The sequence below is a fragment of the Vibrio sp. RE88 genome (assembly GCF_013113835.1).
Lineage (GTDB): Bacteria > Pseudomonadota > Gammaproteobacteria > Enterobacterales > Vibrionaceae > Vibrio.
The window spans coordinates 735884-751839 of the sequence record NZ_VTYQ01000001.1 but is presented as its reverse complement, the minus strand read 5'-3'; the positions used below and the strand labels follow the sequence as shown (position 1 = coordinate 751839).

Below are 15956 nucleotides of genomic sequence, written 5' to 3'. Positions count from 1 at the left end.
ATTGAGATCCGTGCTAAGCATGATGATCTCGACGCGCTTAAAGCCGCTTCTATCGAAATTCAGCAATATCTCAATGAATTTGATGGCGTGCACGGCGTGTTGGATGATATGAGAATGGGCAAAGAGGAAGTGTTAGTTAAACTTCGCCCTGGTGCCGAAACCTATGGCGTTAACGGCCAACTCATCGCCAATCAGTTACGCGCTGCCTTTTTCGGCCAAACGGCAGACGAAATTCAGGTAGGTGTGGAGAACATTTCGATCGAAGTGCGTTTGGACAAAGTCCAAGCTGGGGATCTGCAACAATTGGCCAACTTCCCTATCATTTTATCTGATGGCAGCCAAATCCCTCTGGCCACTATCGCTACTCTGGATTTCCAACGTAACTACGTACGAATCCAACGCATTGATGGGCTGCGTACGATCAGCGTGTTCGGTGATATTGATAACACCAAAGCCAATTCCACAGCCATCATCGCCCAGTTCCAGAAAGACGAAGCGCCTAAGTTGATGCAGAAATACCCGGGGCTACGCTTCGATTTTGAAGGCGAAGCAAAAGACACCGCGGAAACGGGTGCTTCAATGGGTAAAGGTTTCTTACTTGGGCTGTTTGGTGTGTTTGCTATCCTTAGCTATCAATTTCGTAGCTATCTCGAACCATTTGTGGTGATGTTAGCCATTCCATTGGCGTTTGTTGGTGTCGTCTGGGGGCACATCCTGCTCGGTCACTCACTCAGCATGCCTAGTTTAATGGGCTTTGTTTCCCTTGCAGGGATTGTCGTCAATGACTCCATTCTACTGGTTCAGTACATCCGACATCATGTGGACGAAGGCGACAATGTTCATGACTCTGTTGTCAAAGCAAGCCGGGAACGTTTCAGGGCCGTCTTCCTCACCTCTATGACCACAGCCGCGGGCTTACTGCCCCTATTAACTGAAACCAGCTTGCAAGCGCAAGTTATCCAACCATTAGTGATTTCCATTGTGTTTGGTATCTTCGCTTCAACTCTACTGGTGCTGTTTATGATCCCTGCCGCGTACGCCATCCTCGCCGATTTCGGCGTAGTGCGTCAGCATGAGGAGATTTAACAACCTCTATTAACAAGCAAGGGCTGTGAAGTTCACAGCCCTTTTCACTTACACTTTTCTTAGAACAAACATCTGGTAGCCGTATTGATGTAAGTAGTTCTGGTGCATGTGCAGTTCTGACTTCATATCAGTTAGCGCTTGAGAAGCTTGTAGAGAGCTTTCCAGTTCACTAACCCTAGACACGAGAGGATCGACAAAGTTATTCCATGACTGTTGGCTCAGAGTAAACGTCTCTACTACTTCATAACCTGCCTGACGCATTTGCGCGACACGCTCATCGACGGTCACCATATCCGGATACTCTTTTTGATAGAAATTCGAGACATCGGAGTCAGGGTCATCTGTTAACCACACGAGATCGCTCATGACAAGGTAACCACTTGGTTTTAGGAAAGCTTTCCAACTTCTGAGTGCATTCTCCACTCCCATGATGTAAGCACTTCCCTCAGACCAAATCACGTCAAACTGAGCGGCTTCAAATGGCATGTCCGTCATGCTGGCACAGATCACATTCACCTCTTTTTCGGCGGGTATTCCTTCTTGTAAGCTTCTGAGACTTGCTTCGTCGTTGTCCAATGCGGTAATACTGAATTCAGAATGCGACGCTAACACCTCAGTAGCGATGCCTTTACCGCAGCCGACTTCCAGTAAAGCCCCTTTATTTTGAGATAACGCACTCAATGCACGCAATGTATCCTGTTCAGAGCCTGGTCCAAGTCTTTTCAATCCCGCAAAAATTTGCTCGAAATCTGCCATATATTGTTCGTGTTCATTCATATCTTTTGATAACCATTTCAATCTCAATGCCTGTTTTTCGCTGAAACCCTGTTTTATCAACCACTCCATGTGAGCCGATGGGGCGTGCTCCTCCATCTCCTGATGCCAATCGCGCATTGAATTCATCCCCAACATGGCTGACAGCAGTTCCTTGGCTTTCTGCTTACGTTGGATCTCCTCATCCAGCGCGTTAAGCCTTTGCTGTAACTTGTTTCTGTCGATTTTCGACTCCAGACATTCAAAGCACTCTTCCAATGTCAAACCACCCGCCTGTAGCTGCTGCAACAGACGCACCCTTTGCACATCTTTGTCTGTGTACATCCGGTATCCATTGGCTTGTCTGGTCCCTTGAATCAAACCCAGTTTTTCGTAATACAAAAGCGTGGAACGGCTTAGACCGACTTGTTCTGCGAGTTGAGAAATTCGATACATGCTTCATCCTCATGTTGATATCAATACTATAAACTATGAAGCTTTAGACAGGTCAATAGAGAAAAGTGACTTTAAGTGGATATAAAAAAAGGGGCTTAATTGCCCCCTTGTGTTTGAATTACTGTTCAACAACCTCCGTCGTCGAACGGCGGGTCAGTTTTTGTTTCATCCATCGGAAAATGCCCTTAATGTCATCCAACATCAGGTACAAGCATGGTACAAGCACTAAAGTTAACAAGGTTGCAAATAGCACAGCGAAACCTAAAGCAACCGCCATTGGAATCACAAACCTTGCCTGTAAACTCGTTTCGAACATAATTGGCAAGACGCCAACGAAAGTGGTGATTGAAGTCAGCGTGATGGCACGGAATCTTGCACAACCTGCTTCAATCACAGCCTCTTTAATCGCCACCCCACGAGCACGCACATGATTGACGTAATCGGTCATGACCAAGGAGTCATTCACCACTACCCCAGCGGCTGCTATCAAACCAAAGGTCGACATCATGCTGAGATCTAAACCAAACCAGTAGTGTCCCCAGATTGCGCCAGTGAGACTAAACGGGATGACTGACATGATGATCAGCGGCTGAGTGTAACTCTTTAGCGGTACGGCTAATAAGATGTAGACGATGATCATTCCAGCGACAAAGAAGATTTTTTGCTCATCTTGCTGAGCTTGTTGCTCTTCAATGGTTCCGCCCAACTGGCTTTTCACCCCAGGGTAACCAGACAAAATATCCGGTATGATCTGCTCATGAACCCGACCTACAATTTCACTGGGCTCCACCAGCTCTTCATCAATAGAGCCGTAGACATACACACTGCGGAAGCCACCTTCTCGGCGAATGCTACTCACTCCCGGCTTCTGGTTGATTTCCACCACGTCTCCCAGCATCACCTTTTTGCCTTCAGGAGTCGTGATCACCGCATAGCGTAGAGAGGCGAAGGCTTCTCGCGTCAATTTAGGGTAACGAACCATGACTTTGATCTCTTCGCCATCCCTCAGCACACGTTGTGCTTCACCACCGTAAAAACTACCGCCGACCTGCACGGCAATATCAGACAAATTAAGCCCGAGGTCGTAAGCGACAGGTGCCAGCGACAGTAAGACTTCCTGACTACCCGCATCAATAGAAGACGAAATATCAAACAAGCCTTCTTCTTGCTTCAGTTTCACAATCAGCGCACGTCCAGCTTCATTCAAAGTATCAATGTCTGAACCGTAGAGAAGGAAACCAAACTCATCCCCTTTCTCGTCATCATTGACGTTGTCAGAGACATTGAGCATCTTCAGCCCCGGTATAGTCGGCATCTCTTCGCGCCAACGACGTGCCAACTCAAAGGTATTGAAAGGACGCAGTTCTTCGTCAACCAACGGGATCACCAATCGACCTTCTTTGCGACCCTGGCTGAATGTCAGAATGTCCCGAATCATCTTCTGACCGGTTTGCTGTTCCGTTTCCCTATCAATACGCAGCACAGTACTTTCGATCTGTTTGAGCGCTTCAATGGTCTGTTCGCTCGACACATTGTCGTTCATCACCAGCTTAATACTCGGAAAATCATGCGGTACTTTCGGTGACGGTATAATTCTCACGTAGTTCGCCATAACCAGAGCAATACTGATCACCAGCAGCGCTGTAAATCCAGCAAATACACTCCAGCGCCAGTACGTACACACAGTAACAAAGCGCTTGTACGGACCATGAATAAAGCTAAAGAAACGTTGGTTGAACCTATCACGCCAGCTTCCCTTTTTAATCGGTTTAAAGTTCGAATGTGCCAAATGTGACGGTAAGATCAGCTTGGACTCAATCAAGCTAAAGATGAGACACAGGATCACTATCGCTGCGATACCAAAGAAGAAGGCGCGTTCAATTCCCTTCGACATCAGAAACGGCGCAAATACGGCAATCGTGGTGAGCACACCAAAGGTTGCAGGAGTTGCCACGCGCTTAACGCCGCGTACCACGTTATCAACCCCACCGCCGCTTTTCTCTATCTCAGAATAAGCACTCTCACCGATGACAATGGCATCATCAACGACTATCCCCAACACCATAATGAAAGCGAACAAAGAGACAATGTTGATGCTGACGCCAATCGCGGGCATTAACATCACCGCCCCAAGGAAGCAGACAGGTAAACCTATCATTACCCACATCGCCAATTTGACGCGCAAGAAAAGGCTGAGCATCAATGCAACCAGAACAGCACCTTGCAGCAAGTTTTTAAGCATCATATCGAGGCGTGCATTGAGGTAATAGGTCATGTCGACCAGCGTTTTGATCTTCAGGTCCGCGGGTAAACTTGTATTCTTTTGCTCTATATAAGCCTTCACCGACTCCGCTACCGTGACCATATTTTGGTCTTTAGTCGCTTTTACAGACAGGTAAATAGCATTCTCGCCAGAATACTTAAAGTAGCGATCATCTTCGGTAAAACCATCTTTGATGGTCGCAATATCTTGCAGCAAGACCCGACCGCCATTGGCGCCGATCTTGACCGGAATATCACGAAATTCTTCACCGCTGTAATACTGATTCTCAATGCGGACTGAAATCATCCCTGCGTTGGTTCTGACCTCGCCAGCCGAGTAGTTAGCGGAATAGCGTTGAATCGCCTGACTCACGTCATTGAGAGTGAGGCTATATTTACGCAGCACCTGTGGCTCAACTTCAATCGCAATCTCATACTCTGGCGCACTCAGCTCTACCAGAGCAACATTTTGCAACTGCAGCAGCTCATCTTCGATCTGCTTAGCTATCGGTTTGAGTTCCAGTAGTGAACGGTTACCGACCAGCGCCATTTCAATGACATCCTGCCTAAACTCAAACTGATAAACTTGTATCGGCTCCATTCCCGCTGGGAAATTGGAGACTGAGTCGACCTTTTGTTTGACTTTATCCAGCACGTCTTCGACGTCTTGATCGACATCGACTTCAATCTCAATGGCGCCACTACCACGAGAAGCAGTGGTGACCGCCTTTTTTATCCCCGTTACATCTTTTAGAGATTCTTCCAACTTAATGAGAATACTCTCTTCGATTTCTTGAGGCGAAGCGCCAGGATACTGCGCGCTAACATTGATGTAGTTAACCTCAATATTGGGGAACATTTGCCGTTGAATGAAGAAGAAACTCACCGTACCAACAATCAGGACAAACACCATCAGCAGGTTAGCGGCGACTGGATTGTGAGCAAAGTAGGCAATCAAGCCCTTTTGTTTAGAATCGTCCATGTTGCACCCTTACTGCTCTGATTCACTTTCAGTGACAGCCACTTCTACCCGCATACCTTTTTGCGGATATTCAGGTACCGTCAGAACAATCTGGTCATCATCAGACAAGCCTTCACTGATCAGCATAAACTCTTGCTCTGCGCGTAACACGTTGACGATACGAGGTTCCAATTTGTTGTCTTCGTTGACTACCCAAACCTGTCGGTTATTGACCAACTCCTGAGGTAAGCGGTAAATGTGTTTGAGCTCTTTACCGATAAACTGCACTTCCACATAGGAGCCAAACTTGAGTGGCGAAACGTCTGAATCAATGGCGTATGGGTCATCAATACGCACCACCATATTAATCATTCGGGTAGCACTATCAACCACACCAAGATCACGTTCGATTACCCCTTCTCGCTTCGCGTCAACAATACCTCGTTGCACCACTTTGGCTGAGATTCCAGCGTAGTTTTCCGGTAGGAAAGCGCTGTCAAAACCAGCAATCGGGATATGAACTTCGCCCGCTTCAATATTGTTAAGCGTCGCTACGTGCGCGCCAGCTGAAATGTATTGCCCGACACCAATATCGCGCGATACCACCAGCGCATCGTAGGGTGCAACGATTTTGCAGTTTTCAAGGTCGCGCTTTGCCCTTTTCAAACCCGCCTGCGCTGATTTCACCTGCGCCATGGCACTCAGCACCTGAGGCTTGCGTAAATAAAGATCCGTCACCTGCTTCGCTGGCAGGTTTTTCGCCTGACGCTTCGCCACCTCCGCTTTTGCTTTTTCTTCAATTAGTGATGCCTGAGCGCTGGCTAAATTCGCTTCTGCCTGCAATACCGCTGCCTGATAGTTATCACTTTCGATTGAAAACAGCGTCTCTCCACGTTTAACGACGCCACCTGCAACAAAATTGGGATGCCAGCTTGTCACCTCACCAGATACCTGAGCAGAAACTTGCGTCACCTCTACGGGCAACAGTTCACCGTGACTGGTGATCAGTACTTTGTGATCGCTCGATTTCACTGATGCTACAGTCACAGTTAACGGTTTTTTCTCTGGTTTAGTTTCTGTGCTTTCTGCTGCGCTTGAGGCAATTACAGCATAGCCACCGTAGGCACCTCCGAGAATGACAACGGGAAGCAACCAACGTAACGGCTTAGTTTTCATAAAAAGTCCTTATTAGAATGACAGCCTATTATTCTTCTGCTCTTACGAGACAGGCCTTGTTTTATACGAGTAAGCTATAGTTTCGACATCATAAATATATGAAATATCCATACAATTAGTGTTTTAATTGGTTATCTCATTTCACCAACGACGATTTACTTGCTCTATAAGCGTGAGCAAAGAGAGTGCCAACATTAAACTTTATAAAATACAACAAGTTAAATAAAAACACCTCAATATCGAAATTGATAAATATGGTGAATATGTTTATACATTGGCGAAATTTACCTCTGGATTTATGACAACCAATTGAAAATAATGAAACCAGTGATGCTAAATGGAGAGAGCAATGAACAAGGTTTATCTTTTTGATTGGGGAAATACGCTCATGGTCGACTTCCCAGACCAACAAGGGAAAATGTATTTATGGCCGAATGTAGAAGCCGTGGATAAAGCGGAACTGACACTTAAGTCGCTCAACCGCCATTTCCCTGTCTACGTAGCGACCAGCGCTCAAGACTCAACCGAGCGTGAAATCCAGCAAGCCTTTCAAAGAGTCGGTTTGGATCCTTATATTAACGGCTATTTCTGCAAGGCTAACTTGGGCCTAGAAAAGAATAGTGCGGAATTTTATCTCGAAATCGCCAAATCACTTTGCCATCACCCCTCTGAACTGGTGATGGTCGGTGACGTTTTAGAGAAAGACATCTACCCCGCAGACCAAGCGGGATTGCAGACCATTTGGTACAACCCGACAAACCTCCCTGTCCCAGAAGGCGTTCGTAGCATTCAAAGCCTAGAAGAGTTACTCAGTGAAAAATAAAAGCGGCTTAACTCCAAGTTAAGCCGCTTAAACATTACCTTGTTTCATTTTTCTCTACGATGTTGAAGGCTGGTAAAGTGGAAGGCGATTTGAATCTACGCTGTCTGCACTTCAATCATTGATCGACGTTAGCCGAACTGACTTAGAGCCTTTTTTACAAACTGTGGTCTTTCCATCAAAGCACGCGGATCCCGCCATCTGTTTTGCCCTGTACATGGCTTCGTCGGCAATACTTAACAGGACTTCTTTGTTCTTAGTTTGATCAGGGAAATAGCTGACGCCAATACTTGCACCTACTTTGAGGGTTCGACCATTAAATTCAATCGGAGCGTTGATCACATCCAATAGCTGCTCGGCCTTTTTTGCAACGATATCAAAGTCATGCAAAAGGTCGAGACAGATAACAAACTCATCCCCTCCAAAGCGGCCAACAAAGTCAGACTCACGGATTGCTGTCGTGATACGACTGGCCACCTCAACAAGAATGGCATCCCCCGCCTCATGGCCAAATGTGTCGTTGACGGATTTAAAGTCATCCAAATCAATAAAGAAAATCGCCAGCTTGCATTGAGTACGATTCGCTTTGACGATTGCGCTTTCTAGCGCTTTATCAAAAGCGCGTCGATTGACTAAATTGGTGAGAGGATCGTGCTCAGATAAGAAGATAAGCTGCTCTTGTTTGTGCTTCAGTTGCTGTGTCTGGCGCATCACCTCTTCTTCCAGCTCCTGCTTCGTTACTGTAGTTTCACATAATGACATCGTCATCTGGTTAAAGAACTGGGCCATCACTCTGAATTCGGTGTCCATTTTCACCGCTTCAACTTTGGAGTCCAATTTCCCCTCAGCCAAATCAATGATCGCATTCTTCATCGCCTCTGCGCCCGATTTGAAACGGAAAGAAATCAACCAAGCGGTCGCACTGACTAAAATCGAACAGATAATCAGCCACGCAGCGGCGTAAAGCATCACTTGATGCAAGCTATTTGCATTGCGGTTAAGTACAGACTGGTGAACGTAAGCCAATTCTTCGGTCATATTCTGAACAATCATGTTGTATCGAGAGTGGAGTAAACCTCGAGCATTGATGTTTGCTGACCCTTGTTCATCGAGCCCATTGATGGATAGAAAGTACACTTGTTTTTCTTTATTCAGAAGCGCATTTAAGCTGTGGTTCATACGCTGGATGTTGCCTAGCTGACTGTTGTTTTGCTTGTAAGCGGTTAATTTAGTCGCTAACTCCGCCTGAGCCAATTCCACTTCGTTGAGGCTGGATTCATCACCAAACTGAAGGAAGACCCACAACTGGCTTCTCAGTAAATCGACACACAACTGCAAGTCAATGATCTGATCCAATTCTGCTTTGGTTTCACGTTGCTCTCCCGCAACTTTCGCAAAAGAGATAATGATGAACAGAGTCAACATCAAGGTTGTGGTTGATAATACGAACAGCTTCTTAAACAGTGAATCCAACATGGCTTACTCTCGCAAAGCAATGATTTGTTGATACGGTTGGGTAAAGAACAAGTCTCTGAAATCAGGTTGCTCGCTCCCAACCAGTCCGCTTTCTACCGCCCACCTTGCTTGTAATTGCAGGTTCGAAAGCAATGAATTGCCTAAAGACAAACGGAATACATAATCTTCCCAAGACCACTTCACTTGGTTGGCCGGGATATTAAGGCGTCGGGTAATGATGCTCAGCGCTTTGTCAGGATTGGCGTTGATCCACTCCACCGCGTTATCCAAAGCTCTTAGCAGGCGCATGGGCTCTTTCCCAGCAAATTCGAGGTAGGGAGTGGTCGATAGCAAATTAAAGGACTGCTGATATATTCCCGGTGTCCCTAGGTTATTAACTTCAGAAGCAGATAAGATATCGGCTTTGTACCCCATAGGCTCCCAAGCCGAAATGGCTTCTACACGATAAGAAAGTAACGCTGGAACTAGTTCATGAGGCTGGAGGTAAACTTTTTCTACATTGAGGCTTTTTAGATTATTGGCGATGAGTACAGAATCGAAATAGAATTCGCTTGCGCTGCCCTTGACTACGCCAACTCGCTTACCTTGCAACGCGCCCACATCATCAATTTCAGAAGGGCTCAGCGTGAGTAACTTAAGGTCATTATCTGACTCAACAAAGCTCACCAGTAATGCTAAATCTTTGCGTTCAAAACTCTGGAACATCACTACCGATTCGGAGGCAGTTGCGTACTCTACGTCTCTATTTAGCATCAACTGGGTACACGCAATACCGCTCGCACAAGGGTACAGAGTGACGTCGAGGCCATAATCTTCAAACAGGCCAAGGTGTTCAGCGATCAAAAAGGGAGAAGCCAGCGGAGTCAAAGAGACACCGACTCTTATTTTTGTATCATTGGTCTTGTTGCGCCACTCATACTGACTGGCGAACAAAGCTGCTACTCCAATGAGTAAGGAGCCAAGACCTAAAGCCATTATATTTCGCTTAACAAGTGGCATGAAAAACACACCTTAAAAATAAGAAACCTAGCTCATATTAAATTAGCTTATGATTTGAAAACTTATGAATAGAAAACACAATTTTTATAAAAAATTGCGCAATATATTGGCTCCAATGTGAATTACTTCACATTAATCAGTGGTTAAAACTCTCTACTTTCTCAAAAAGGGCGTGAGTTTCCGTCATAAATTGCTACATACTTTTCTAAAAATAAGTCCTCACACACCAATTATTCACCACAACAATCATTTGTAACATCTACATAGGGAAGATAGGTGTAAGCATCAGGAATTAAAGGACAACCTAGGGAAGTGCTCAGGCCGTCCTCTTACTTTGACTATTGGGAAAGACTAAAAATGGTATCCGATACGGTTTTTACAATCGCATCTAACCCTTGAGTTCGCCCAGGAGTCAGGTGCGTCTTAAGCTCAAGTTGCTCGAACCAAGCATTTACATCGAAATGTTTGACCTCTACGGGGCTCTTTTGGTGGTAGGCGACGCTCAGCAATGCGAGCAATCCTTTCACTATCGCAGCGTCACTGGTTGCTGCGAAATTCAATTTATCGCTCTCTGGCAAGTATGTTAAATAGAGCCAAACCTTGCTCTGACAACCTGCAACCAAATACTCATCGGTTTGCTTGGAGGTGGGATATTGAGGCAGTCGCTCCCCTAATTCAATCAAATAAAGATACCGCTCTTCCCAATCCGCGCAGCGATTAAAATTTTTAACAAGTTTTTCTGGTGTCATGGATTACCTCAGCAATTTAGAGATACGATTTAATCCCTGAACAAGTTGGTCAATATCATCGGAATTGCTGTAGAGACCTAATGATGCTCGACAAACTGAGCTTTGGCCTAGGGTTTTCACCAGTGGCATTGCGCAGTGATGTCCTGTTCGGATTGCAATCCCGTACTGATCGAGAAAAGCGCCGACATCAAAAGCGTGATGCCCTTTAAGATTGAATGATATCGCCCCCGCTCGGCGCGCAGGATTGCCGTATATCTCAACCCCTTTTGCTTCATTGAGCGATTCAACCAGATACGTCATTAACCTTGATTCATGACAGGCAATGACTTCAAGACCTACGGATTCAACATAATCTATCGCAGCCCCTAAGCCCAGAATCCCAGCAATGTTTGGCGTACCGGCCTCAAAACGCCAAGGTGCTTGGCCGTATGATGTGCCCATCGGTAACGTCACCTGATCGATCATCGCCCCCCCTCCTTCCCAAGGGACCATGTTCTCGAGGTGTTCTGGTTTAGCATAAAGAATACCTGTTCCCGTCGGCCCGTAGAGCTTGTGCGCTGAGAACACATAAAAATCACAGCCCAGTGCGCTCACGTCTACCTTCTGATGCATGACCGCTTGGGCGCCATCGACCAATACCGCAACACCTGCTTGATGTGCAAGATGAGTAATTTCAGCGATTTGATTCACCGAGCCCAGAACATTGGAAACATGTGTGACAGCGACTAGTTTGGTTCTAGAGCTGAGTAATGCCGCTATATCATCAAGATCTAACTCACCATTTGAATTCACCGGCCAAACTTTAATCTTAATGCCGCAAAGATCCGCAAGCAGCTGCCAAGGGACAAGGTTCGCGTGATGCTCCATCTCAGTGACAATGACTTCATCTCCCGCTGAAACCTTGGGTCTCAGATAACTATTGGTGACTAGGTTTATTGCTTCAGTTGTGCCTTTGGTAAAAAGGATACTGGTTGGGGAAAGCGTACCGATAAACTCTGCAACCTGCGCGCGAACCTGTTCCATATCTTCTGTTGCTTTTGAGCTCAGATAATGGGCACCTCGATGAACACTGGCGTATTCCTCCTGATAAAAACGCGTCATCCTATCAATAACAGATTGTGGTGTTTGCGCCGTGGCGGCGGTATCCAGATACACTATTGGCTTGTCGTACACTTGAGTAGAAAGCGCCGGAAAATCTTTGCGCCAAGGACTAATGAGATGGAATTCAGCCATTGTTTTCTCCTGAGGCCAGACTGGCTTCAATCTTGCCGCACACATAATCTCTGACTAACGGATTGCGAATCTTGAATGCGACTTCGGATGCAAACGCAAAGGTGATCATTTGCTGAGCTTTGCGTTTATCGATTCCTCGCGCCCGCATATAGTCTATCTGCTGTTTATCCAGCTGACCCGTTGTCGCGCCATGACTACATTTCACGTCATCGGCATAGATTTCCAGCTGAGGTTTACAGTTGATTTGTGCTCTTTCGCTAAGAATCAGGTTATGGCTATCCATCTGACCGTCAGTTTTGAGCGCGCAAGGATCCACATAAATCATGCCATCGAAGACTCCGTTTGATGAATCCCTTGCGATGGTTTTATGGGTCTGCACACTTTGGCAATGTGGTGATTGGTGACGTAAATACGTACGTGAATCAAACGTTTGATTGCTTTCTGGCAGTGAGAGACTGTTCATTTCTACAAAGCCATTTTCGCTGCTGAGCCTGCTGCTGGTTTGGTGCCTGAGTAAGTTTCCAGATAGCAGCATACAAGTGGAGTGTGCAGAAGCATCGCGTTGTACCACCATATCATTGTGCCCAAAGTGATGTTGCTGGAGCGACTCCTCTACCAGCTTGGTGTGGTAAAGGTGGGCTCCTTCGCCAACGTAACTGCTCAGGCGAGACAGGGTCACACCGCCTCCTTGGGCCAAGGAGATATGGTGCTCAACCACTTCACACTGCGAGAGCGGGCCCATCTCAATATGATGTCGATAGCTGCATACCGCGCCCTGTGTTCCGGAACTAATATGAAGTAAATAGATAGGCTTATCGATGACCGTTCCCGGTTCGACCTCTATTAAAGTCCCCCCTGAAGCGGTGGCGTCTGTTAGGTAAGTAAACGCATCTGGACGAACAGATTTCGCTATTTCGTAAGTTTCGACACCCGTCAGCGAGCGTAAGGGGGTAACGGTTACCTTAGGAATCCAATCAGAACAACGCGCAGAAAATCGTCCATCAAAGAACACCAACCGATAACCATCCAGTCCCAGGCTGAGGCTTTCATAGGAAATATTTTCAACAGATTGTTGAGCAGCACAATGGAGAGGCAACTGTCTGAATCTATCAAGAGAGGTGTACTTCCAAGCTTCATCTTTAGAGGTCGGAAGCCCGGATTCTGCTAACTTTGCCCACTGTTCCTGTTGCCAACGATTCTCCTGTACAAGCGGTTCGAAGCTAAACAAGACGAGGTCATCACTCATCGCCAGTGATCCATCCATAGCCTTTTTCCTCTAACTGTTTTGCCAACGTATGATCACCCGATTTAACAATCTTCCCCTTGTATAAAACGTGGACGTAATCTGGTTTGATGTAGTCAAGAATTCGCTGGTAGTGAGTCACCATGATGAATGAGCGCTTGTCATCACGCAGTGCATTGACGCCCGCGGATACCGCTTTAAGCGCATCAATATCCAGCCCTGAGTCCGTCTCATCTAGGATGCATAAGTCTGGCGATAGCACTGCCATTTGCAGAATGTCGTTACGTTTTTTTTCACCGCCAGAAAAACCTTCATTGACTGAGCGTTGCAGCAGGTCAGAAGGCATTTTCAGTAGCTGAGCTTTGTCTTCAAGCAAGTCTTCAAAGTCAAAACGATCAATCTCCTCCTCACCTCGATAGCTACGAATGCCATTAAGCGCCGTCTTAAGGAATAGTTTGTTGCTAACGCCAGGGATTTCGACCGGATACTGAAACGCAAGAAACACTCCTTCACCAGCACGCTCTTCCGGGTCCAGCTCAATCAGGTCTTTGCCTTTGAACAAGATTTCACCCTGTTCGACTTCATAATCTTCTTTGCCCGCTAACGTCGAAGAAAGGGTACTTTTCCCAGAACCGTTGGGCCCCATAATGGCATGCACTTCGCCGGCTTTAATTGATAGGTTGATACCTTTGAGGATCGATTTGTCTTCAACACTGACATGAAGATCTTTGATTTCTAACATTAGATTTACCCCACACTATGTTCGAGGCTAATAGACAATAGCTTTTGCGCTTCAACCGCGAACTCTAGTGGTAATTCAGAAAATACGTCTTTACAGAACCCATTCACAATCATTGAGATAGCATCGTCTTCGCTAATGCCTCTTTGAACGCAGTAGAACAGCTGGTCTTCGCCAATGCGTGACGTTGTGGCTTCATGTTCGACTTGTGCTGTGGGATTTTTCACTTCAACGTATGGGAAAGTATGCGCACCACATTCAGCGCCAATCAGCATCGAATCACACTGGGTAAAGTTCCTTGCGCCTTCGGCACCCGGTAGAATTTTGACTAGACCACGGTAACTGTTTTCACTTTTTCCCGCTGAGATGCCTTTGGAAATGATGGTTGAGCGAGTGTTTTTGCCGATGTGAATCATCTTTGTACCTGTATCAGCTTGCTGGATACCATTGGTTAACGCGACCGAGAAAAACTCTCCAACGGAGTGGTCGCCTTTAAGAATGACACTTGGGTACTTCCAGGTGATGGCTGATCCTGTCTCAGATTGAGTCCAAGACATTTTGCTGAAGTCTCCTTCGCACACCGCTCGCTTAGTAACGAAATTAAGAATCCCGCCTTGAGACTCTTCTTCACCGGAGAACCAGTTCTGTACCGTCGAATACTTCACCTCTGCGTGCTTGTGAATGATCACTTCTACCACCGCAGCATGTAGTTGATAGCTATCTCGCATAGGTGCTGAGCAACCTTCGATATAGCTAACATAGGCTCCCTCATCCGCGACTAAAATGGTGCGTTCGAACTGCCCTGTTTTAGCCTGATTAATACGGAAGTAGGTCGAGAGTTCTCTCGGGCAACGAACACCCGGTGGGATGTAGACGAATGTACCATCGGATGCCACGGCAGCATTCAGTGCGGCAAAGAAGTTGTCGTCTGCGGGTACAACGGTTCCGAGATACTGGCGAACTAACTCAGGATATTCCTGAATCGCCTCACTGAACGAACAGAAAATAATCCCCTGTTCTTTAAGCTCTTTTTGATACGTTGTGGTCACGGATACTGAGTCAAAAATAGCGTCTACCGCCACCTCGGCCCCTTCTCTAACTGGCACGCCCAGTTGTTCAAAAGCAGCTTCAACTTCTTCAGTTAAAAATTCATTTGACCCATCTTCGGCTTGGTCAGAATCACATTGGCCACAACTCGGGGCGGAATAATAACTGTAATTTTGATAATCAAGCTGTGGGTAGTTGGCTTTTAGCCAATGCGGCTCCGCCATATTCCGCCATTTTCTGAAAGCATCAAGGCGAAACTCAAGCATCCAACTAGGCTCGTTACGTTTAGCAGAAATAGCCCGGACAACTTGTTCGTTTATCCCTCGGGATAACGTGTCAGAAGACAATTCCGTGTAAAAGCCTTCTTTGTAACCACTGCTTTGCAGCATCTCTTCGACTTCGGGTTGTGTTTCTACAGCACACATAACTACACTCCGAAACTCTCACCACAACCGCACATGTTTTTCACATTTGGGTTGTTGTAAATAAAACTGTGATTCAGTCCCTGACGAACAAGATCGATTTCTGTTCCATCGACCATCGGCATCGCTTTTAGTGACACATAAACCACTGCATCGTGTGATTCGAACCTGAGATCACTCTCTTCAGGTTGGTCGATCAAGGTCACATCATAGGCAAAACCTGTGCATCCCGACGGCTTTACTGATAAATAAAAAAATTGTCCATTTTGTGATAATTGCGAAATTCTGCTAGCGGCGGATTCCGTCAGTTTTACCCCTTTCCATTCCATGTCGTGAATGGAAATCTCGGTGGACTCTGAACTCTCGACACCCATGTTTGAATTCCTTGTTTTAAACAACAACTGAGAATGATATGAATTATCATTTACTTATCAACCATAAATTTAATATGGAATTAAAAAGTGCAACATCCAACATATTGACATCCAAAAAACCTCAAATACTATATATAGAATATTAACGATAATAATTATC

13 protein-coding genes are annotated in these 15956 nt (G+C 46.1%); 2 read left to right on the top strand and 11 right to left on the bottom strand.

The window, feature by feature from the left end:
* Positions 1-1086, top strand: a 1086-nt coding sequence (locus tag F0265_RS03485; protein ID WP_171747772.1) for an efflux RND transporter permease subunit, incomplete at its 5' end; no start/stop codon positions are given.
* Between the two features lie 48 nt (positions 1087-1134).
* Here F0265_RS03485 and F0265_RS03480 read toward each other — a convergent pair.
* From F0265_RS03480 to F0265_RS03470, 3 genes are all read right to left on the bottom strand, one after another.
* Entirely contained in the window at positions 1135-2295 is a 1161-nt protein-coding gene (locus F0265_RS03480) for a MerR family transcriptional regulator (RefSeq protein WP_171747771.1), read from the bottom strand.
* 118 nt (positions 2296-2413) lie between these two features.
* Positions 2414-5539 (bottom strand): efflux RND transporter permease subunit, encoded by a 3126-nt coding sequence (locus tag F0265_RS03475; RefSeq protein ID WP_171747770.1) that lies wholly within the window; start codon positions 5537-5539, stop codon positions 2414-2416.
* A 9-nt stretch (positions 5540-5548) separates the two neighbouring features.
* Positions 5549-6694 (bottom strand): efflux RND transporter periplasmic adaptor subunit, encoded by a 1146-nt coding sequence (locus tag F0265_RS03470; RefSeq protein ID WP_171747769.1) that lies wholly within the window; start codon positions 6692-6694, stop codon positions 5549-5551.
* A gap of 349 nt (positions 6695-7043) precedes the next feature.
* Between F0265_RS03470 and F0265_RS03465 the strand changes: the two genes are divergently transcribed.
* Entirely contained in the window at positions 7044-7517 is a 474-nt protein-coding gene (locus tag F0265_RS03465; protein ID WP_171747768.1) for an HAD family hydrolase, read from the top strand.
* 111 nt (positions 7518-7628) lie between these two features.
* On the opposite strand, the gene F0265_RS03460 is transcribed toward F0265_RS03465, so the two are convergent.
* From F0265_RS03460 to F0265_RS03425, 8 genes are all read right to left on the bottom strand, one after another.
* On the bottom strand, positions 7629-8990 hold the full coding sequence (locus F0265_RS03460; protein WP_171747767.1) for a diguanylate cyclase: 1362 nt from the start codon (positions 8988-8990) through the stop codon (positions 7629-7631).
* Positions 8991-8993: 3 nt separating this feature from the next.
* Entirely contained in the window at positions 8994-9965 is a 972-nt protein-coding gene (locus tag F0265_RS03455) for an ABC transporter substrate-binding protein (protein WP_171747807.1), read from the bottom strand.
* 362 nt (positions 9966-10327) lie between these two features.
* Positions 10328-10738, bottom strand: a complete 411-nt coding sequence (locus F0265_RS03450; protein ID WP_171747766.1) for a SufE family protein — start codon at positions 10736-10738, stop codon at positions 10328-10330.
* Between the two features lie 3 nt (positions 10739-10741).
* Positions 10742-11971, bottom strand: coding sequence for a cysteine desulfurase (locus F0265_RS03445; RefSeq protein ID WP_171747765.1), 1230 nt, complete (start codon positions 11969-11971; stop codon positions 10742-10744).
* Complete coding sequence (gene sufD / locus F0265_RS03440; RefSeq protein ID WP_171747764.1) at positions 11964-13235, bottom strand: Fe-S cluster assembly protein SufD; 1272 nt, start codon at positions 13233-13235, stop codon at positions 11964-11966. The genes F0265_RS03445 and sufD overlap by 8 nt, the downstream gene beginning before the upstream one ends.
* Entirely contained in the window at positions 13210-13956 is a 747-nt protein-coding gene (sufC, locus tag F0265_RS03435) for a Fe-S cluster assembly ATPase SufC (protein WP_040121852.1), read from the bottom strand. The genes sufD and sufC overlap by 26 nt, the downstream gene beginning before the upstream one ends.
* A 5-nt stretch (positions 13957-13961) precedes the next feature.
* Complete coding sequence (gene sufB / locus F0265_RS03430) at positions 13962-15425, bottom strand: Fe-S cluster assembly protein SufB (protein WP_171747763.1); 1464 nt, start codon at positions 15423-15425, stop codon at positions 13962-13964.
* A gap of 2 nt (positions 15426-15427) precedes the next feature.
* Entirely contained in the window at positions 15428-15796 is a 369-nt protein-coding gene (locus tag F0265_RS03425) for an iron-sulfur cluster assembly accessory protein (RefSeq protein WP_171747762.1), read from the bottom strand.
* Between the last annotated feature and the right edge of the window lie 160 nt (positions 15797-15956).

Bases quoted from the DNA above. Each gene is read 5' to 3' on its own strand.
- F0265_RS03425 (WP_171747762.1), bottom strand. From the start codon at position 15,796: ATGGGTGTCGAGAGTTCAGAGTCCACCGAGATTTCCATTCACGACATG.
- sufC (WP_040121852.1), bottom strand. From the start codon at position 13,956: ATGTTAGAAATCAAAGATCTTCATGTCAGTGTTGAAGACAAATCGATC.
- F0265_RS03455 (WP_171747807.1), bottom strand. From the start codon at position 9,965: ATGGCTTTAGGTCTTGGCTCCTTACTCATTGGAGTAGCAGCTTTGTTC.
- F0265_RS03470 (WP_171747769.1), bottom strand. From the start codon at position 6,694: ATGAAAACTAAGCCGTTACGTTGGTTGCTTCCCGTTGTCATTCTCGGA.
- F0265_RS03465 (WP_171747768.1), top strand. From the start codon at position 7,044: ATGAACAAGGTTTATCTTTTTGATTGGGGAAATACGCTCATGGTCGAC.
- sufB (WP_171747763.1), bottom strand. From the start codon at position 15,425: ATGTGTGCTGTAGAAACACAACCCGAAGTCGAAGAGATGCTGCAAAGC.
- F0265_RS03480 (WP_171747771.1), bottom strand. From the start codon at position 2,295: ATGTATCGAATTTCTCAACTCGCAGAACAAGTCGGTCTAAGCCGTTCC.
- sufD (WP_171747764.1), bottom strand. From the start codon at position 13,235: ATGGATGGATCACTGGCGATGAGTGATGACCTCGTCTTGTTTAGCTTC.
- F0265_RS03445 (WP_171747765.1), bottom strand. From the start codon at position 11,971: ATGGCTGAATTCCATCTCATTAGTCCTTGGCGCAAAGATTTTCCGGCG.
- F0265_RS03460 (WP_171747767.1), bottom strand. From the start codon at position 8,990: ATGTTGGATTCACTGTTTAAGAAGCTGTTCGTATTATCAACCACAACC.
- F0265_RS03450 (WP_171747766.1), bottom strand. From the start codon at position 10,738: ATGACACCAGAAAAACTTGTTAAAAATTTTAATCGCTGCGCGGATTGG.
- F0265_RS03475 (WP_171747770.1), bottom strand. From the start codon at position 5,539: ATGGACGATTCTAAACAAAAGGGCTTGATTGCCTACTTTGCTCACAAT.